20 protein-coding genes are annotated in these 18111 nt (G+C 68.8%); 10 read left to right on the forward strand and 10 right to left on the reverse strand.

The annotated features are described in order from the left end of the window. Positions 1-3: 3 nt before the first annotated feature. The gene (gene mexE / locus ACYAF3_RS24055) at positions 4-1248 is read right to left on the reverse strand and encodes a multidrug efflux RND transporter periplasmic adaptor subunit MexE (RefSeq protein ID WP_474726483.1); all 1245 of its coding nucleotides are present in this window, start codon (positions 1246-1248) and stop codon (positions 4-6) included. Positions 1249-1478: 230 nt separating this feature from the next. Further along, positions 1479-2393 carry a multidrug efflux system transcriptional regulator MexT gene (gene mexT / locus ACYAF3_RS24060; RefSeq protein WP_003089829.1) on the reverse strand — a complete coding sequence of 305 codons (915 nt, stop codon included), beginning with the start codon at positions 2391-2393 and terminating at the stop codon, positions 1479-1481. A 220-nt stretch (positions 2394-2613) separates the two neighbouring features. Here mexT and mexS point away from each other — a divergent pair, with 220 nt between their 5' ends. Then, positions 2614-3633, forward strand: coding sequence for an oxidoreductase MexS (mexS, locus tag ACYAF3_RS24065; RefSeq protein ID WP_003103552.1), 1020 nt, complete (start codon positions 2614-2616; stop codon positions 3631-3633). Positions 3634-3691: 58 nt separating this feature from the next. On the opposite strand, the gene ACYAF3_RS24070 is transcribed toward mexS, so the two are convergent. From ACYAF3_RS24070 to ACYAF3_RS24080, 3 genes are all read right to left on the reverse strand, one after another. Beyond that, complete coding sequence (locus ACYAF3_RS24070) at positions 3692-4066, reverse strand: cupin domain-containing protein (RefSeq protein WP_003089825.1); 375 nt, start codon at positions 4064-4066, stop codon at positions 3692-3694. An 80-nt stretch (positions 4067-4146) separates the two neighbouring features. Then, a complete protein-coding gene (locus ACYAF3_RS24075; protein WP_003113300.1) occupies positions 4147-4962 on the reverse strand; it encodes an AraC family transcriptional regulator in 816 nt (271 codons plus the stop codon). A 26-nt stretch (positions 4963-4988) separates the two neighbouring features. Next, positions 4989-5753, reverse strand: coding sequence for an AraC family transcriptional regulator (locus ACYAF3_RS24080; RefSeq protein WP_003122659.1), 765 nt, complete (start codon positions 5751-5753; stop codon positions 4989-4991). A 97-nt stretch (positions 5754-5850) separates the two neighbouring features. Here ACYAF3_RS24080 and ACYAF3_RS24085 point away from each other — a divergent pair, with 97 nt between their 5' ends. Next, positions 5851-6123 (forward strand): hypothetical protein, encoded by a 273-nt coding sequence (locus tag ACYAF3_RS24085; RefSeq protein ID WP_003089816.1) that lies wholly within the window; start codon positions 5851-5853, stop codon positions 6121-6123. Positions 6124-6148: 25 nt separating this feature from the next. On the opposite strand, the gene ptrC is transcribed toward ACYAF3_RS24085, so the two are convergent. Together ptrC and ACYAF3_RS24095 are read right to left on the reverse strand one after the other, a co-directional pair. Further along, entirely contained in the window at positions 6149-6343 is a 195-nt protein-coding gene (gene ptrC, locus ACYAF3_RS24090; protein WP_003089814.1) for a type III secretion system co-regulatory protein PtrC, read from the reverse strand. 16 nt (positions 6344-6359) lie between these two features. After that, positions 6360-6479 (reverse strand): PA2485 family small membrane protein, encoded by a 120-nt coding sequence (locus ACYAF3_RS24095; protein ID WP_003116878.1) that lies wholly within the window; start codon positions 6477-6479, stop codon positions 6360-6362. Between the two features lie 187 nt (positions 6480-6666). On the opposite strand from ACYAF3_RS24095, the gene ACYAF3_RS24100 reads away from it, so the two are divergent. From ACYAF3_RS24100 to ACYAF3_RS24115, 4 genes are all read left to right on the forward strand, one after another. Then, the gene (locus tag ACYAF3_RS24100; RefSeq protein WP_003089808.1) at positions 6667-7281 is read left to right on the forward strand and encodes a TetR/AcrR family transcriptional regulator; all 615 of its coding nucleotides are present in this window, start codon (positions 6667-6669) and stop codon (positions 7279-7281) included. A gap of 150 nt (positions 7282-7431) precedes the next feature. Beyond that, positions 7432-8433, forward strand: coding sequence for an LLM class flavin-dependent oxidoreductase (locus ACYAF3_RS24105; RefSeq protein WP_003089806.1), 1002 nt, complete (start codon positions 7432-7434; stop codon positions 8431-8433). 114 nt (positions 8434-8547) lie between these two features. After that, positions 8548-9201 (forward strand): c-type cytochrome, encoded by a 654-nt coding sequence (locus tag ACYAF3_RS24110; RefSeq protein ID WP_003103563.1) that lies wholly within the window; start codon positions 8548-8550, stop codon positions 9199-9201. Further along, a complete protein-coding gene (locus tag ACYAF3_RS24115) occupies positions 9198-10073 on the forward strand; it encodes a c-type cytochrome (RefSeq protein ID WP_003103565.1) in 876 nt (291 codons plus the stop codon). Before ACYAF3_RS24110 ends, ACYAF3_RS24115 begins: the two co-directional genes overlap by 4 nt. 175 nt (positions 10074-10248) lie before the next feature. Here ACYAF3_RS24115 and ACYAF3_RS24120 read toward each other — a convergent pair whose 3' ends face one another. Beyond that, on the reverse strand, positions 10249-11571 hold the full coding sequence (locus ACYAF3_RS24120; protein ID WP_003103567.1) for an ATP-binding protein: 1323 nt from the start codon (positions 11569-11571) through the stop codon (positions 10249-10251). After that, on the reverse strand, positions 11568-12248 hold the full coding sequence (locus tag ACYAF3_RS24125; protein ID WP_003103570.1) for a response regulator: 681 nt from the start codon (positions 12246-12248) through the stop codon (positions 11568-11570). The genes ACYAF3_RS24120 and ACYAF3_RS24125 overlap by 4 nt, the downstream gene beginning before the upstream one ends. Before the next feature lie 162 nt (positions 12249-12410). On the opposite strand from ACYAF3_RS24125, the gene dsbD reads away from it, so the two are divergent. The 4 genes from dsbD (at position 12411) to ACYAF3_RS24145 (ending at position 17184) form a co-directional block, all read left to right on the forward strand. Next, complete coding sequence (gene dsbD, locus ACYAF3_RS24130) at positions 12411-14174, forward strand: protein-disulfide reductase DsbD (RefSeq protein ID WP_003103572.1); 1764 nt, start codon at positions 12411-12413, stop codon at positions 14172-14174. Then, positions 14174-15010: a TlpA family protein disulfide reductase gene (locus ACYAF3_RS24135; protein WP_003089792.1), complete on the forward strand. Its 837-nt coding sequence runs from the start codon at positions 14174-14176 to the stop codon at positions 15008-15010. Before dsbD ends, ACYAF3_RS24135 begins: the two co-directional genes overlap by 1 nt. Further along, positions 15007-15777: a thiol:disulfide interchange protein DsbG gene (dsbG, locus tag ACYAF3_RS24140; protein WP_003089790.1), complete on the forward strand. Its 771-nt coding sequence runs from the start codon at positions 15007-15009 to the stop codon at positions 15775-15777. Before ACYAF3_RS24135 ends, dsbG begins: the two co-directional genes overlap by 4 nt. 72 nt (positions 15778-15849) lie before the next feature. Next, the gene (locus ACYAF3_RS24145) at positions 15850-17184 is read left to right on the forward strand and encodes a cytochrome P450 (protein ID WP_003116880.1); all 1335 of its coding nucleotides are present in this window, start codon (positions 15850-15852) and stop codon (positions 17182-17184) included. Here the strand turns inward: ACYAF3_RS24145 and ACYAF3_RS24150 are convergent. Next, on the reverse strand, positions 17166-18077 hold the full coding sequence (locus tag ACYAF3_RS24150; RefSeq protein WP_003451365.1) for a SphA family protein: 912 nt from the start codon (positions 18075-18077) through the stop codon (positions 17166-17168). The genes ACYAF3_RS24145 and ACYAF3_RS24150 overlap by 19 nt on opposite strands. Between the last annotated feature and the right edge of the window lie 34 nt (positions 18078-18111).

Consider the following 18111-nt stretch of genomic DNA (forward strand, 5'->3'; position numbering starts at 1 on the left):
CGCTCAGCCGCGCGGCTCGTTGCGAGTGGCGTTGTCCTTGGACGCCGCCACCTTCGGTGGTTCGCTGTCGCCGACCGACTGCCGCAGGCGCGCGAGGGTGGCCAGGGTGTCGGCGCTGGCCATCTCGACCTTCTGCGGATCCACCTGCATGCCCGGGCGGACCCGCTGCAGGCCATTCACGACGATCCGGTCGCCCTTGCTCAGGCCGCTGCGGACGATGCGCAGGCCCTCCAGCTTCGGTCCCATCTCGACGGTGCGGTAGACGGTCTTGTTGTCGCCATCCAGGACCAGCACGAACTTCTTGCCCAGGTCGGTGCCGACCGCTTCGTCCTTGACCAGGGTGGCGGCGTAGGTCTTGCTGCCGACCAGCTTCAGGCGCACGTAGAGGCCCGGGGTGAACTCGCCCTTGGCGTTGTCGAACACGGCGCGGCCGCGGATGGTGCCGGTACGCGGGTTGACCTGGTTGTCGAGGAAGTCCAGCCGGCCCAGGTGCGGGTTGCCGTCCTCGCTGCTCAGGCCGAGGTACACCGGGCTCTCGCTGCGCGTGTCGCGACCGGCCTGGCGGGCCAGCTCGACGTACTTGAGGAACACGCGTTCGTCGGCGTCGAAGTAGGCGTAGACCTTGTCGGTGCTGACCAGGGTGGTGAGCAGGGTCTCCCCGGAGTTGACCAGGTTGCCGGCGGTGACCTCGGCGCGGCTGACGCGACCGTCGATCGGCGCGGTGATCCGGGTGAAGCTCAGGTTCAGGCGCGCCGCGTCCAGTTGCGCCTGGGTCGCGGCGACCGCCGCCTTGGCTTCCTGGGCGGCGGTGGTGCGGGCGTCGGCGAGTTCCGCGGAGATCGCGTTGCTGGCGCGCAGGCGTTCGCCGCGCTGGGCTTCGTTGACGCTCCGCGCCTGGGCCGCGCGGGCCTGTTGCAGCTGGGCTTCGAGGCGCTTGACCTCGGCCTCGAACGGGCGCGGGTCGATCTGGAACAGCAGGTCGCCTTTCTTCACCAGTGCGCCTTCATGGAAGGCCACGCGGTCGATGTAGCCCGACACCCGCGGGCGCAGCTCCACCGACTCCGGGGCCTCCAGGCGGCCGGTGAATTCGTCCCACTCGTTCAGCGGTTGTTCGATGACTTCGGCGACGCTGACCTTGGGCGCCGCCATGCCTTGGGTGGTTTCCGGGGCCTTGCCGCAGGCGCTCAGGACCAGTACGGCCGCGAGTGCGAGGGGGTAGCGCCAGGAGAAGTGGGATGACTGTTCCATGCTTGACTCCGCCAGTCGGTTTTTCGGGATTGGCGAAGTCTGCGGGCTGCTCCGGCAGGGAACTAATCGAACGATGAGATTTTGATTATCACGAACAGTGATACATGGTTTTTCGTTTTCTGTAACAGTCGATGGTTATGGACAGTGCTTTCGATGGAATAAGCCACAGGCTCGCGGTGCGCGATCGATTTTCCCGTTGCGACGCCTCGTGCGGGTAGCTGCCGGAGGGCTCAGAGACTGTCCGGATCGCCGATGAACATGCTGATCCGCGAGCGCAGCCAGCGTTCGGCCGGATCGTTGTCCTGGGCGCCGCGCCAAGCCATCGACAGTTCGAAGGCGCGGGTCTCGAACGGTGGGTCCTCGGCGCGTAGGCCGCCGGCGGCGATCAGCGCCTGGGCGGCGTAGTCGGGCACGGTGGCGATGATGTCGGTGCCGGCCAGGAGGGTGCCGAGGCCGTTGAACTGCGGCACCGCCAGGACCACCTTGCGCTTGCGGCCGAATTTTTCCAGCTCCTCGTCGACGAAGCCGCTGAGGTCGCCTGCGAAGGACACCAGCGCGTGCGGTCGCGCGCAATAGTCGTCGAGGGTCAGCTGGCCGGGCGCGGAGTCGGCGCGGAGGATCTTCGGCTTGCTGCGGCGCACGGTCTTGCGCTTGGCGTTGGCCGGCAGTTCGTCGGTGTAGCTGACGCCCACCGAGATCTCCCCCGAGGCCAGCAGGTTCGGCATCAATAGATAGTTGGCGCGGCGCACGACGAGGACGATCCCCGGCGCCTCCGCGCGCAGGCGGCGGAGCAGGGGCGGCAACAGGCCGAACTCGACGTCGTCGGAAAGGCCGATGCGGAACACCGCGGTGCTGGTCGCCGGATCGAACTCGCTGGCGCGACTCATGGCGGTGGAGATGGAATCCAGCGCCGGCGACAGGTGGGCGAAGATTTCCTGGGCTCGCGCGGTGGGTTCCATGCTGCGTCCGGTACGGACGAACAGCGGGTCGTCGAACAGCGTGCGCAGGCGCGACAGCGCGGCGCTGATGGCCGGCTGGCCGAGGAACAGTTTCTCTGCGGCGCGGGTCACGCTGCGTTCGTGCATCAGGGTCTCGAACACGATCAGCAGGTTCAGATCGACGCGGCGCAGGTCGTTTCGGTTCATGGCGTTCCTCGTTTCCAGGGGCTAGAGGCTGCAACCGCGGGGGCTCGCCGTCAAGCCTTGCGTGCGAGACGGGGCGGGGCCTGGCGAGGTGCCGGAGGGGCATAGGATCACTGACAGGCATAGCCATTATCAATAACGACGGGTGGTTTTGTCAGGCATGGGCGGATACAGTCACAACCCATGAGGTTATTCACCCCGTGATGCACTGCAGAGGTTTGCGATGTCCCGAGTGATCCGTTTTCATCAGTTTGGCCCGCCAGAGGTCCTCAAATGCGAAGAGCTGCCGACCCCGGCGCCGGCCGCAGGGGAAGTCCTGGTGCGTGTCCAGGCGATCGGCGTGAGCTGGAAGGATGTGCTCTGGCGTCAGAACCTGGCCCCGGAGCAGGCTGCGCTGCCGTCCGGTCTCGGCTTCGAACTGGCCGGCGAGGTGCTGGCGGTCGGCGCCGGCGTCGGCGACCTGCCGCTGGGTTCCCGCGTGGCCAGTTTCCCCGCCCATACCCCCGATCATTATCCGGCCTATGGCGACGTGGTGCTGATGCCGCGCGCGGCCCTGGCGGTCTACCCCGAGGTACTCACCCCGGTGGAGGCCAGCGTCTACTACACCGGCCTGCTGGTGGCCTATTTCGGCCTGGTCGACCTGGCCGGGTTGAAGGCCGGGCAGACCGTGCTGATCACCGAGGCGGCGCGCATGTACGGGCCGGTCTCGATCCAGTTGGCCAAGGCTCTCGGCGCGCGGGTGATCGCTTCCACCAAGTCCGCCGAGGAGCGCGAGTTCCTCCGCGAGCAGGGCGCCGACAAGGTGGTGGTGACCGACGAGCAGGACCTGGTCCTGGAAGTCGAGCGCTTCACCGAGGGCAAGGGCGTCAATGTCATCCTCGACGAATTGGGCGGCCCGCAGATGACCCTGCTCGGCGATGTCTCCGCCACCCGCGGCAAGCTGGTGCTGTATGGCTGCAACGGCGGCAACGAGTCGGCGTTCCCGGCCTGCGCCGCGTTCAAGAAGCACCTGCAGTTCTACCGCCACTGCCTGATGGATTTCACCGGTCATCCGGAGATGGGCCTGGAACGCAACGACGAGTCGGTGAGCAAGGCCCTCGCGCACATCGAGCAACTGACCCGCGATCGCCTGCTCAAGCCGGTGGTCGACCGGGTATTCGAGTTCGACCAGGTGGTCGAGGCGCACCGCTACATGGAAACCTGTCCGAAGCGTGGCCGGGTGGTGATCCACGTCGCCGATTGAGGACGACCCGCAGCGAAAGAGCCCGGCCATCGAGCCGGGCTTTTTCATGGGCGCGGTTTCAGATCCACAGATCGTTGACCGCCGTCCGCTCGCCGCCCTGGTCGCCGGTATTGCGCACGCCGCAGGGCTCCACCAGGAGCATGCGCACCTCGCCCTCGGCGAACGGCTTGTGCTCCACGCCGCGCGGCACCACATACATCTCGCCGGGGCCCAGGTGCACCGCGCCGTCGCGGAAATCGATGCGCAGGCGACCGGCGAGGACGATGAAGGTCTCGTCGGTGTCGGCGTGGCTGTGCCAGACGAAGTCGCCTTCGATCTTCACCAGCTTGAACTGGTAGTCGTTCATCTGGGCGATCACCCTGGGTTGCCAGCGGTCGTCGAACAGGGCGAGCTTGGCGGCGAAGTTGATCGCTTGGGTTGTGCTGGTGGACATCGGTGCGCTCCGGTGGTTGGTCTCTGGCGCCAGGGTAGGCGGCTACGGAGCGGGCGGTCTTGGATGATCGTGCAACCTGGCTAGGCGCGGCCGAGCATACGCAGCCAGCGTGCCGGCGGCAGGCCGTAGCTCTGGCCGAAATGGCGGGTCATGTGGCTCTGGTCGGCGAAACCGGCGGCAAGCGCGGCTTCGGCCAGCGTCTGGCCGCCGAGCATCAGCCGGCGGGCGATGTCCAGCCGGCGCTGGATCAGGTAGCGGTAGGGGCTGGTGCCGAACAGCGCGCGGAAATCGCGCGACAGGCTCCAGCGTTCGCGCTGGGCGACCTGCGCCAGTTCGTCGAGGCCCAGCGGGCGCTCCAGGTGCGCGTGGATGTACTGCCGGGCGCGCTCGGCGGCGACGAAGTCGAAGTGGCGCCTGCCGCGCGCCCGGTTGCCGGCCACGGCGTCGAGGGCGTGGGCCAGTTCGAACAGGGCGTCCTGTTCTTCCAGCGGCTCCAGCGGGGTATCCATGGCCTGTAGCAGGGCCCGGCTGGCGGCGATCAGGCGCGGGTCGTCGGACAAGCCCCCGCGCACGAACGGCAGCGGCCGGCCGCCGAGGGCCTGCTGGATCAGCGCCGGCTCGACGTAGAGCATCCGGTAGCGGAACCCTTCCTGGCTGCCGGCCTCGCCGTCGTGCAGCTCGTCGGGATGCAGCACCAGGCAGCCGCCCGGCAGGCTGTGGCGCTGGCTGCGGCGATAGCGGAAGCTCTGCACCCCGGCCAGGGTCTGGCCGATGGCATAGGTGTCGTGGCGATGCGGATCGTAGCCGTGGCCGGCGAAGTAAGCCTCGATGCGTTCCACCGCACCGTGTTGCGGGGCGCGTCGAACCCAGTCGCGGGGCGTATTGGCGTGGCTCATGGGGAAAGGCTCGTGGCGCGGAAGGTTCAGGCTAGCGCTTCGTTGGCGCGACTGGAATAGCCGGACGGCGTCTCGCCGAATACTGTGCGGAAGGCACTGGCGAAGCTGCTCGGGCTTTCGTAGCCGAGCGACCAGGCGACCTCGCCGACCGCCTGGCCCGCTGCCAGCCGTTCGACGGCCGCGTGCAGTCGCGCCAGTTGCCGCCATTGCGCGAAGCTCATACCGGTCTCGGCGCCGAACAGCCGGCTCAGGCTACGGCTGCTGAGGCCCGCCCAGCGTGCCCATTCGGCCGCCGGCCGCGGATCGCCGGGGTTGGCCAGCAATGCCTCGGCGATCCTGCGCAGGCGCGAATCCCCCGGATAGGGCAGGCGGGTCCGCTGGGGCACGGCGTGGCGCAGTTCGTCCAGCAGCACGCGCAGCAGGTTCTCGCGTTCGGTGCTCCAGGCGGAGCCGGTCGGCCAGCGGGTGGCGCGTTCGACGATCAGCGCCACGAAAGCCGAGCAGGCGAGCACGCCGGGGTGCCGGGGCAGGTCGCGGCAGTGTTCGGCGGCGAGGTAGGCGCTCCAGCCCGCCAGGCTGCCGTGGGAGTGCGCCGAGTGTGGGTGACCCGGTGGGATCCAGGCGATCTGGCGCGGAGGCAGGGCCTGGCGGCCATGCTCGTCCTCGACCACCAGAAGGCCGCGCTCCAGGCAGTAGAGCTGGCCGCAGGCATGGCGGTGGGAGGCCGTGCGGCTGGCTGCGCGGTCGATGCGCAGGGCGAAGAGCGGGACGGGCAGGGGTTCCGGAAGCATTTGGCGGAAAAGCGACGATGATTGGCTCGGGATGGATAATAGGCCATTCGACTGCGGATGTAGCCTGGCGGCTCATCATTCTTGCCTGGAGCACGCCATGAAAGCCGAAGACATCCTTCCCGACCGACAGGACCGCATCCGCCTGGGCGGCGTGGAGATACGCAAGGGCAGCGTCGGCGCGTTCATCGCCAACGCCCGGCTGCTGCTTGAGGAGGAACTGCCCGCGGCGCAACGGCGGCAGGCTGAAGAAGACCTGCGCGCCCTGCTGCCGGCGATCCGGGCACTGGGGCTGCTGGAACTCTTCGAACTGCGCGACGCGCGACTGCGGACGCTGGTGGCGGATTGGGAAAACGCCGCTGGCCGCTCCTGAGAGCGGCACACGGGCACTGGAGGTATCAGTCGTCGATGCAGCTTTCGATCAGGCGTTGCAGGGCTTCGCGCTCACTGACCGGCGTGCGCATCGGCATGTGCGCGAGGCTGCCGTCGCGGCGCTCGATGATGTACTCGGTCTCGAAGTGCAGGGTGCAATCCTCGAGGCTCACATAGGTGACGCCATAGGTCGGGGCCTTGCGGGAGCGGGCTGAGAGCATGGATGCCTCCTTGGGTTCATTTCTTCTCGCTGGTCGATGCGGGCGCGCTGGCCTGAACCGGGCGAGTAGGGGTCACTGCATTGCTGTAGAACGCGGAAGCGGCGAAGTAGCTGGCGAGGGCGCTGAAGCTGGACATGATCGGTTCTCCTGGGGAAGGGTGGGCGTCTGCCCTTGGAGAGCATGTTTGCCCAGCGGGAGAACCGGCAGAAGTAAAAAGCCTGCATGGTGTATATCGAGCGCGGTGATGGATCAAGCGACCCCCTCCAGCCTTGCGACTGTTCGCCGGTGTTACCATATGACGTGTTTTTTTCTCAGGAATTCCCATGGCCAAGCGTGGACGCCCCTGCGGCTTCGATCGTGAACAGGCATTGCGCCGGGCGCTCGACGTGTTCTGGGAGGCCGGTTACGAAGGCGCGACCATGGCCGCGCTGAAGGAGGCCATGGGTGGCATCTGCGCGCCGAGCATGTATGCCGCCTATGGTTCCAAGGAGGCGCTGTTCCGTTCGGCGGTGGAACTCTACCTGAGCCAGGAGTGCCAGCTTTCCAAGGGCGCCTTCGCCCTGCCGACGGCGCGCGAGTCGATCGCCGCGCTGCTGGAAAGCGCCGCCGTCAGCTACACCACGGAAGGCAAGCCGCGCGGTTGCCTGGTCGACCTCAGCACGACCAATTTCTCGCCGGCCAACAAAGGCGTCGAAGACTACCTGCGCGATCACCGGCGGCGCGCCGCGCGCCTGCTGCGCGAGCGTTTCGCACGAGGCGTGGCCGACGGCGACGTGCCGGCCGGAGCCGATCTCGACGCGCTCACCAGTTTCTACAGCAGCGTGCTCCAGGGCCTGTCGATCCAGGCCCGCGACGGCGCCAGCCGCCAGCAGTTGCTGGCCATCGGCCGCTGCGCGATGGCGGCCTGGGATTCCCTGCTGGCGGTCGAGGCCGCCTGACGCCACAGCGCGCCTTGACTGGAAAAAGCCCATGGATTCTCCGTGGGCAAAAACTATAACGCGTGATATAGAATTGATCCAAACCCCGGGCGAGGTCCTTCCGCGCGTGTCTCGCGCCCCGGCCATCGCCCGCTGCCGATTGGAGCTTTCATGACAACGCTTGCTGATATTCCCCTGTCCATGCTCGACCTGGTGCCGGTGCGCACCGGCGGCAGCGTGGCCGAAGCCCTGCACAACTCCCTGGACCTGGCGCGCCATGTGGAGCGCCTGGGCTTCAACCGTTTCTGGCTGGCCGAGCACCACAACATGGATGGCATCGCCAGCTCCGCCACCGCGCTGCTGATCGGCCATATCGCCGGCGGCACCTCGCGGATCCGCGTCGGCTCGGGTGGGGTGATGCTGCCGAACCATGCGCCGCTGGTGGTGGCGGAAAACTTCGGCACCCTGGAGACGCTCTACCCGGGCCGCATCGACCTCGGCCTTGGCCGCGCCCCCGGCGCCGACCAGGCGACCATGCGCGCCTTGCGTCGCGACCGCCTGGGCAACGGCGACGACTTCCCCGAGCAGGTCGCCGAGCTGGAAATGCTGCTCGGCCCGCGCCGTTCCCAGCAGAGCCTGCTGGCGGTGCCGGGCGAGGGTACCCAGGTGCCGATCTGGCTACTCGGTTCGAGCCTGTTCAGCGCTCACCTGGCGGCGCAGAAAGGCTTGCCCTATGCCTTCGCTTCGCATTTCGCACCGCGTTACCTGCACGAGGCGCTGCGCATCTACCGCAGCAACTTCCAGCCCTCGGCGGTACTCGACAAACCTTACGCGATGATCGGCGTGCCGCTGATCGCCGCACCTACCGACGAAGAGGCCGAGTTCCTCGCCACTACCGCCTTCCAGCGCGTGCTGGCGCTGATCCGCGGCGAGAGCCTGAAACAGAAGCCGCCGGTGGAAAGTATGGCGCCGTTGTGGCTGCCCCACGAGCAGGATGCGGTCGGCAGCTTCTTCGGCCTGGCGGTGATCGGCGGTCCGGAGAAGGTTCGTGCGCGCCTGGAGATCCTCCTGGAGCAGACCGGCGCCGACGAGCTTATCTTCACCAGCGACTTCTACGAGCACGCCCATCGGCTGCGCTCTTGCGAAATCGTCGCGGGGCTGAAAGGGGCGTGATCCGGGGCCTGTAGGGAAAATGATGTAGACCTGCGTGCGGTAGGGTCTTTCGGCGATAGGTTTTTTGGTTCTAAACTTAGAACTAAAAACAATAAGCCAGAGAGGAACCCTGCCATGCCGGTTGCACACCGACTGCTGTTTTCATTGACCGCCTTGCTGGCGGCGACGGCCCAGGCCGCCGTCGACGGCCAGAAACTCTACACACAGGGCGGCGCCAACCCGGCCGCCGCGGCCTGCGTCACCTGCCACGGCGCCGATGGCATGGGCCTGGCCGCCGCCGGCTTTCCGCGCCTGGCGGGCCTTCCCGCCGCCTACCTGAGCAAGCAACTGCACGACCTCAAGCAGGGCGGCAGTCGCGAGCACCCGGTGATGAAGGGCATAGCCGATGCTCTCGGCGACGACGAGATCCAGGCGCTCGCCAATACCCTCGCGGCAATGCCGGCGCCCAAGCCGGTGGCGCTGTCGCGCGTGGCCACCCCGCGCAGCCCCGGCGAGACCCTGGCGGTACGTGGCGCCTGGGAGCGCAACATTCCCGAGTGCGTGACCTGTCACGGTCCGGCCGGCAGCGGCGTGGGGGAGGCCTTCCCGCCGTTGCAGGGGCAGGGCGAGATGTACCTGAGCAACCAGTTGCGCGCCTGGCAGCTTGGCACTCGCCGCAACGACCCGAACGATCTGATGGGACATATCGCCAAATCCCTCAGCGAAGAGGAGATCCGCAGCGTCAGCCAGTTCTTCGCCACCCTCGGTCAGGCAGGAGGCCAGCCATGAACATGCCGTCGATCCTTTCCCTGGCCGTCGCCGGCCTGCTGGTCGCTCCCGTCCACGCGGCAACGGCGCCCTCGGAGCCGTTCCAGCCGCCGGCGGAAAGCAGCCTCCCGGACAACGCCTTCGGCGAAATGGTCCGCCAGGGCCAGGCGCTGTTCGTGGAAACCCGGAAGAACGCGCCGCATCTGGTCGGCAACCAGCTCAACTGCGTCAACTGCCATCTCGACCAGGGCCGCCGGGCCAACTCCGCGCCGCAGTGGGCGGCCTACCCGGTCTATCCGGCGTTCCGCGCCAAGAACAACAAGGTCAATACGTTCGCCGAGCGCCTGCAGGGCTGTTTCCAGTTCAGCATGAACGGCAAGGTGCCGGCGGCCGACAGCCCGGAGATCAAGGCCCTGACCGTCTACGCCTATTGGCTGGCGAGCCAGGCGCCGACCGGGGTCAGCCTGCCCGGACGCGGCTATCCGGACGTGGCCCCGCCGGAAGGCGGCTACAGCATCGAGCGCGGCGCCAAGGTCTATGCCGCGCAGTGCGCGATCTGCCACGGCGCCGACGGCCAGGGCCAGATGGCTCTGGGGCAGACGGTGTTCCCACCGCTGTGGGGCGCGCAGTCGTTCAACTGGGGCGCGGGCATGCACCGCATCAACACCGCGGCTTCCTTCATCAAGTACAACATGCCGTTGGGCAAGCCCGGTACCCTCAGCGACCGCGACGCCTGGGACGTCGCCGCCTTCATGAACAGCCACGAGCGCCCGCAGGACCCGCGCCTGGTGGACGGTTCGGTGGAGAAGACGCGGCAGAAGTTCCATGCCAACGACGGCGTCAACCTGTATGGGCAGAAGGTCAACGGCGTGCTGCTGGGACAGGGAATCTGACCCTCGTGGCCTGGCGTCCGCAGGACGGAGACCCGGTCCGGCGGAAGCAGGTCGGCGCGGGGGTAGGGCGGATAACGCCAACGGCGTTATCCGCCGATGCCTGGGCCTCGGTCCGGCGGATAGCCGCGGGCGGCTATTCGCCCTACGGGGGCCGGTTGGCGGGTGGGCCCGCGCATCACTCGCGCAGCGGCATTTCCAGCGTCACCCGCAGGCCGTCCGCGCGGCTGTCGAAGTCCAGCCGGCATTGGCAGCGTTGCACGATAGCCTGGACGATGGCCAGGCCGAGCCCGCTGCCGCCGCTCTTGCCGTGGCGCCAGAAACGCCGGGTGAGGTGCGGCAGGTCGGTTTCGGCGATGCCCGGACCGTGGTCGCGGACGTGGAAGCGCGCGCAGCCTTGCGCGGTTTCCACCGCCAGCTCCACCCGGGTGCCGGCGGCGGTGTGGCGCAGGGCGTTGTCCAGCAGGTTGCGCAGCGCGGCGATGGCCAGCACCGAGGGGACTTCCAGCGGCGCCTCGGACAAGCCGTCGGCCAGCTTCAGCTCGAACATCCGCACGTCGCCGTGGCCGGCGTCGTGCATGGCTACCCGGGCGGCGTCCTCGGCGCTGCATTGCACGCCGTCGTCGAACGACAGGCTGCCTTCCACCCGCGCCAGCAGCAACAGCTGGTCCAGCGTCCGGTGCAGACGGTCGGCGCCTTCCTCGGCGTGGGCCAGGGCCTGCTCGGCGGCGGCGCCCTCGGTCATGCGCGCGACCTGCAGGTGGGTCTTGATCGCGGTCAGCGGGCTGCGCAGCTCGTGGGCGGCATCGCCGGTCAGGCGTCGCTCGCGTTCGATGGCCTGGGCGATGCGCTGGAACAACTGGTTCTGGGTTTCCACCAGCGGCTTCAGTTCGCTCGGCAGGGCCGCCAGCTCCAGTGGCTCCAGCGAGTCGGCGCCACGTCGGGTGAGGGCGTCGCGAATCCGCTTGAGCGGCGCCAGACCCTGGCCGGCGCCGAGCCAGAGCAGGGCCAGGCTGCCGAGCAGGGCGACCGTCACCGGCACCGCGGCGGCCACCACCACCGAGCGTTGCAGCACGTCGCGCTCTTCCAGGCGGTCGGCGGTGCTGACCCGCAGATCGCCGGCCTGCACGGTGAAGCTGCGCCACAGCACGCCGTTGATTTCCTGGTCGCGGAAGCCGCTGGCGGTGCTGTCCAGCGCCCGCTCCGGGGTGGCATGGCTCTGCGCCAGGACTTCGCCGCGCAGTGAGCTGACCTGGCAGGCCATGCCGTTGGGAATTCCCAGTTGCTCCGCGCTCAGGCGCGTGGTCTGGCCGTCCGCCGGCTGCGGCTGCGGCAACTGCTGGAGCAGGCCGGCAACCATCCGCGCCGAGGCCGCCAGGCGTTGGTCGAAGGAGCGCATCATCTGCCCGCGCAGGTCGCAGAGCATCCAGGCCGCGGCCAGCGACCAGAGCAGGATGAAGGCCGAGCCGAGGATCAGGGTCAGGCGCAGGCGCAGGCTCATGCGTCGTCTCCGTCGCCGCGCGCCGGCCCGAGGCGGTAGCCGAGGCCGCGCACGGTCTGCACGATGGCGTTGCCGAGCTTGCGCCGCAGGTGATGGATGTGGACGTTGAGGGCGTTGCTCTCGACCTCGTCGCCGAAGCCATAGACGCTGTCCTTGAGCTGCTCGCCGCTGAGGATCCGCCCGCGGTTGTTGAGCAATGCCTGCAACAGCGCCTGTTCGCGTCGCGACAGTTCCACGGGGCGGCCGTCGAGCCAGGTTTCGCGGGTGCTCGGATCGTAGCTGAGGCGGCCGTGTTCGATGACGTTGACGCAACGCCCGGCGGAGCGCCGCTGCAAGGTATGCAGGCGGGCGCCGAGTTCGCGCAGGTCGAAGGGCTTGAGCAGGTAGTCGTCGGCGCCGGCCTGCAGCCCGGCGACCCGGTCGGTCACCGCGTCGCGCGCGGTCAGCACCAGCACCGGCAGGTCGACGCCCTGCTGGCGCAGGCGCTGCAGCAGGCGCAGGCCGTCCTCGTCGGGCAGGCCGAGATCGAGGACCAGCACGTCGAAGCGCGCCACCTGGAGCAGCGCCTGGGTATCGGCGGCGCTGGCCACCCGGTCCACGGTCAGGCCCTGGGCGTTGAGGCCGGCGACGATGCCGCTGGCGATCAGGTCGTCGTCTTCGGTGAGCAGTACATGCATGGCGGTATCGCTGGTTAAAGGGATAGGAGTCTGAAGCGGGCGAATTAAGCCAGGATTATGCCCCGCCCGGCGCGTCGCCGGGGTTTTCCCGTGGCCGCGTTAACGGCCTGTTAATCGTCGCTGGCCATGCTGCCGCCGAGTTCATCGTAAAAGGCGTTATCCATGCGTGTGTTGATCCTGCTCCTGATGCTCCTGCTGCCGGGCCTGTCCCAGGCGCAACCGGGCGACGACCTGTTCGCGCCGCGCGGCGCGACGCAGACGGATTTCCTGCCGGTGGAGAAAGCCTTCCGCTTCACCTGGGAGCGCCTCGACGACGGCCAGGTGCAACTGCGCTGGCAGATCGCGCCGGGCTACTACCTGTACCAGAAGCGCCTGCGCTTCGACGGACTCGACCCGGCCTTGCAGCCGCAGCTGCCGCCCGGCGAAAGCCACAGCGACGAGTTCTTCGGCGAGTCGCAGGTCTATCGCCAGAGCCTGGAACTGACCCTGCCGGCGGCCGCCGCCGGACAACTGCGCCTGGGCTGGCAGGGCTGCGCCGATGCCGGCCTGTGCTATCCGCCGCAGAGCCAGGCGCTCGACCTGGGCGGTACCGGCCCTGCCGCCGCCGGGACGAGCGGCGAAGTCGCCGAGGACCAGGGCCTGGCCGGCAGCCTGCAGGCCGGCAACCTGGCCTGGAGCCTGTTGCTGTTCTTCGGCCTCGGCCTGCTGCTGGCGTTCGCTCCCTGTTCGCTGCCGATGCTGCCGATCCTCGCCGGGCTGGTGGTCGGCAGCGGCGCCGGCCCTCGTCGCGGCCTGCTGCTGGCCGGTAGCTACGTGCTGAGCATGGCGCTGGTCTACGCCGGACTCGGGGTGGTCGCGGCGCTGCTTGGCGGCAACCTGCAGGCCTGGCTGCAACAGCCGTGGCTGCTGGGCAGCTTCGCCGCGCTGTTCGTGTTCCTCGCGCTGCCGATGTTCGGCTTCTTCGAACTGCAACTGCCGGCTGCCCTGCGCGACCGCCTCGACGGTCTCAGTCGCGGCCGCAAGGGCGGCAGCCTGGCCGGCGCGGCCGCGCTCGGCGCGTTGTCCGGGCTGCTGGTGGGGCCGTGCATGACCGCGCCGCTGGCCGGCGCCTTGCTCTATATCGCGCAGACCGGCAATGCCCTGCATGGCGGCCTGGTGCTGTTCAGCCTGGGCCTCGGCATCGGCATGCCGCTGTTGCTGCTGGTGACGGTCGGCAGCCGCTTCCTGCCCAAGCCCGGTCCCTGGATGAACCTGGTCAAGGGCGTGTTCGGCTTCCTTTTCCTCGGCACCGCCTGGATACTCCTGCGTCCGCTGCTCGGCGAGGCGCTGTGGATCGGCCTTGGCGGCGCGTTGCTGCTGGTCCTGGCCTACGCCGCGCTGCACACGGCGCGAGGCCTGGCGCGGCACGCGGTGCTGTTCGGCGCGGCGGGCTGCATCTTCGGTCTCTGGGGCGCGGCGATGTTGCTGGGCGCCGCGGCCGGGGCCGACGACCCCTGGCGTCCGCTACAGGTGTATGCGGCGGCGAACCGGGGCGCTACGCCGACGGCCAGCGCCCACGAGGCGTTCCTCACGGTGAGCCAGCCGGCCGAGCTGGACCGTCAGTTGGCTGCGGCCAAGGCCGAGGGACAATGGGTGCTGCTCGACTACTACGCTGACTGGTGCGTGTCCTGCCGGATCATGGAGAAACAGGTGTTCGCCAAGCCCGATGTGCTCGCCGCCCTGCAGGGCGTGCGCCTGCTGCGGCTCGACGTGACCGCGGATAACGCCGCCAGCCGCGAGCTGCTGCACCGCTACCAGGTACCCGGCCCGCCGAGCCTGATCTGGATCGGCCCGGAAGGCGAGGAGCGCCGCGCGCGCCGGTTGACCGGCGAAGTCGACGCCGGCGGCTTCCTCGCCCATTGGCAGGCGACCCGGGAGCGCGGCTGATGCTGAGTTTTTCCCTGGGGCCGCTGGTGGTCTCGCTGCAACACCTGCTGCTGTTCCTCGCCCTCGGCGCCGCGCTGCTCGGTGGTTGGCTGGCGGCGCGCGGCGGCGGGCGCAACGCCGAGCCGGTGCTGTTCAACCTGTTGTTGCTCGGCCTGCTGGTGGCGCGCCTGGCCTTCGTGGTGCGCTACTGGCCGCAGTACCGTGGCGACTTCGCACAGATGCTGGATATCCGCGATGGCGGTTTCCTCGCCTGGCCAGGCCTGCTCGCCGCCGTGCTCGGCGCGCTGTTCTGGGCCTGGCGGCGACCGGCGCTACGTCGCTCGCTGGGTGTCGGCGCCAGCCTCGGACTGGCGTTCTGGCTGCTTGGCAGCCTGGGCCTGGGCATCTACGAGCGCGGTACGCGTCTGCCCGAACTGAGCCTGCGCAACGCCGCCGGCGAGTCGGTGCAACTGGCCGATTTCCGGGGCCGCCCGCTGGTGATCAACCTCTGGGCCAGTTGGTGCCCGCCGTGTCGGCGCGAGATGCCGGTGCTGCAACAGGCGCAGGCGGAGAATCCCGACGTAGTGTTCCTCTTCGCCAACCAGGGCGAGAGCGCCGAGACCGTGCGCCATTTCCTCCAGGGCGAGAACCTGCGCCTGGACAACCTGCTGTTCGACAACGGCGGGCAGCTTGGCCAGCAGGTCGGCTCGGTCGCCTTGCCCACCACCGTTTTCTACACCGCCGAGGGCCGCCTGCTGGGCAGCCATCTCGGCGAACTGTCCCGCGGCAGCCTGGCGCGCTACCTCGAAGCCTTCGAGCCGGCCGCTGCCGCCCCCGCAACCAGGAGTTCCGAATGAGACTGCCGCGCAACCTGATCACCCTTGGCCTGGGCCTGACCCTCCTCAACGCCGGCCTGGCCACGGCGGCGGAGGAGCTGCCGGCGCCGATCCGCATGGTCCAGGAGAAGGGCGCCCGCATCCTCGGCAGCTTCGACGCCCCGGATGGCCTGCGCGGCTATGCCGCCGAATACCAGAACCAGGGCATGGCGCTGTACCTGACGCCCGACGGCAAGCACGTACTCACCGGCCACCTGTTCGACGCCCAGGGCAAGGACCTCAGCCGCGAACCGCTGGAGCGCCTGGTGTATGCGCCGCTGGCCAAGGAAATGTGGCAGAAGATGGAGCAGAGCGCCTGGATCGCCGATGGCCGTGCCGACGCGCCGCGCGTGGTCTACCTGTTCAGCGACCCGAACTGCCCGTACTGCACCATGTTCTGGGAGCAGGCGCGACCCTGGGTGGATGCCGGCAAGGTGCAGTTGCGGCATATCATGGTCGGCATCATCCGCGAGGACAGCGAAGCCAAGTCCGCCGCGCTGCTGGCCAGCAAGGACCCGCAGAAGGCCCTGCACGACCATGAGCAGGCGGGCAAGGCCAGCACCCTGAAGCCGCTGGCGAAGATCCCGGCGGCGGTGCGCAAGCAGCTCGCCGGCAACATGGAACTGATGGAGTCGATGGGCGCCGCGGCGACCCCGGCGATCTTCTATCTCAATGCCGAGGGGCGCATGCAGCAGCAACAGGGCGCGCCGCAGCCGGACCAGTTGGCGGAGATCCTCGGTCCGCGCTGATCCTCCGGGCCGGCGCCGAGCCGCCGGCCATCTATACTCCCTGCGTTACGCCAACCCAGCGGAGCAAGGGCCATGGACGACGCATTCAGCGAGGAAGGCAGCGCGCAGCCGCGCCATGACGCTCAGCGTCCGGCGCTGGCCCCGCGGAGCGACGGTTTCGACATCCACACCTACCATCCCGACTTCGTCGCCGATCCCTATCCGCTGTTGCGGCTGATCCGCTCCCGTGCGCCGGTCTGCCGCGACCAGGCCTCGATCTGGTGGATCAGTCGCTATGCCGATGTTTCGGCGTGCCTGCGCGACCGCCGTTTCTCCGCCGACCCCGCTCGCCTTGGCGCCGCCGGCGTCCGCCAGGGCGGCGCCAGCTGGTTCGGCCACCAGCAATTGCAACCGCTGGCGCGCTTCTACGACAACTTCATGCTGTTCAACGACGCGCCGCGGCACACCCGCCTGCGCAGGCTGTTCGCTCCGGCCTTCGGCCCCGACGCCGTGCGCCGCTGGGAAGCGCGCATCGAGGTGCTGGTGGAAGAACTCCTCGACAGCTTGCTGGAGCGCCGCGAGCCCGATCTGCTCAGGGATTTCGCCGAACCGCTGACGATCCGGGTGGCCGCCGAGCTGTTCGGCTTTCCCCGCGAAGATACCGGGCAACTGCTGCCCTGGGGCCGCGATCTGGCCGCCGGGCTCGATCTCGCCGCCAGCCACGGCGATGCCGGGCAGATCAACCGCAGCGCGGCCGCCTTCAGCGACTACCTGCAACGCCAGGCGCGCGGCTGGAGCGATGGCTCTTCGCGCCCGCCGTCCGGCGCGGCGCCGAGCATCCTCGACGGCGCCGCGATGCTGGAGGCCGGACTGGGCCTCGAGGACCTGGTAGCGGCCTATGCCATGGTGTTCATGGCCGCCTTCGAAACCACCATCAGCATGGTCGGCAACGCTACGCTGGCGCTGCTCACCCATCCCGACCAGCTCGACCTGCTGCGGCGGTGCCCGGAGCTGGCGGCGAACGCGGTGGAGGAACTGCTGCGCTTCGATGGCGCGGTGCGCGGCGGCGTGCGTTGCACCCTGGAGGAGGTGGAGATCGGCGGCCAGCGGATTCCGCCTGGAGAGAAGGTCTGGCTGAGCTTCCTCGCGGCGAACCGCGACCCGGAGATGTTCGCCGCCCCCGACCGCCTGCAGTTGCAGCGAGCGAACGCCAAGCAGCACGTGGCGTTCGCCCATGGTCCGCACTACTGCCTGGGCGCGTACCTGGCCCGGCTCGAATTGCAATGCGCATTGCGCGGCCTGGTGCGTCGCCGTTTCGCCCTGGCCTCGGAACCGACGGACCTGCGCTGGCGGCGCAGCTCGGTGTTCCGCACCCTGGAGCGCTTGCCGATCGTCCCGGAAGGCGACGCTCAGAAGACCTGCGAGTAGCGCAGGATCAGCCGGCTGCCCTCGCTGCGGTTGCGTGCGCCGTATTCGTGATAGGCGTTGAGGAACAGCCGCGACTTGCCCCAGCCGAACATCAGCGCCGGGCCGATGGCATCGACCCGCTCGCGGGAGTCCGGGCGGTCGTGGCCGTCGACCCGCTCGTTGGTGATCTGTCGCAGGCTGTAGCCGGACAACCCGAGCCGCCAATGCGCATCCAGCGCCAGCGATACCGAGTAGTTGGCGTGGAACGCCTGGCCCGGTTGCAGGTAGTCGTCGGCCAACGGCGGCGCCGGGTCGCGATTCTTGCCCGGCAACAGGTACTGCAGGCGAGCGCTGGCTTCCCAGCCTTCGGCGAATTCCCAGGTCAGCGCGTAGTGCGGGTTGAAGCTCCAGTGGTTGCTGCCGGGATTGATCGCCCGATGCCTGTCGTAGCGCCCGGTGGGTAACTGGAAGGCGAGGTTCAGGCGCTGCCAGTAGGGCCGGCCGAACAGCTCGGTCTGCGGCCATTGCAGGATGAACGGACTGACGATCAGGTTGCCGAGGCCGTTGGCGCTGCCGGCGTGGGGTTCGAAGTCGGGATCGGCGAGCAGCACCGGGACGAGGATTTCCGCGCCGTAGTAAGCGCCGAACAGCTGGTGCTGGCTGATGTGGGCGAAGTGGCTGGTAGCGAGCAGGGTGCGCAGGCGGTTGTCGAGCGGGCGCCGGTGTCCGTTGGCGTCCATGAAGTCGTCGGCCTCGTAGATATTCACGAACTGCTGGAACAGCGTGCCGGGCAGGGCCTTGCCGTCGAGGAAGGAGGTCTGGCCGAGGTTCATCCCCGGCAGCGCGGCGATAGCCTGGAACGGAGGCAGCAGCAGGGGCAGGGCCAGCAGGCTGGCCCGGATGCGGGTGGTCATGGGCGTGTCCTTCTTGTTGTTGTTTTCCACGGGG

The sequence above is a fragment of the Pseudomonas sp. TZ252 genome (genome assembly GCF_056110345.1).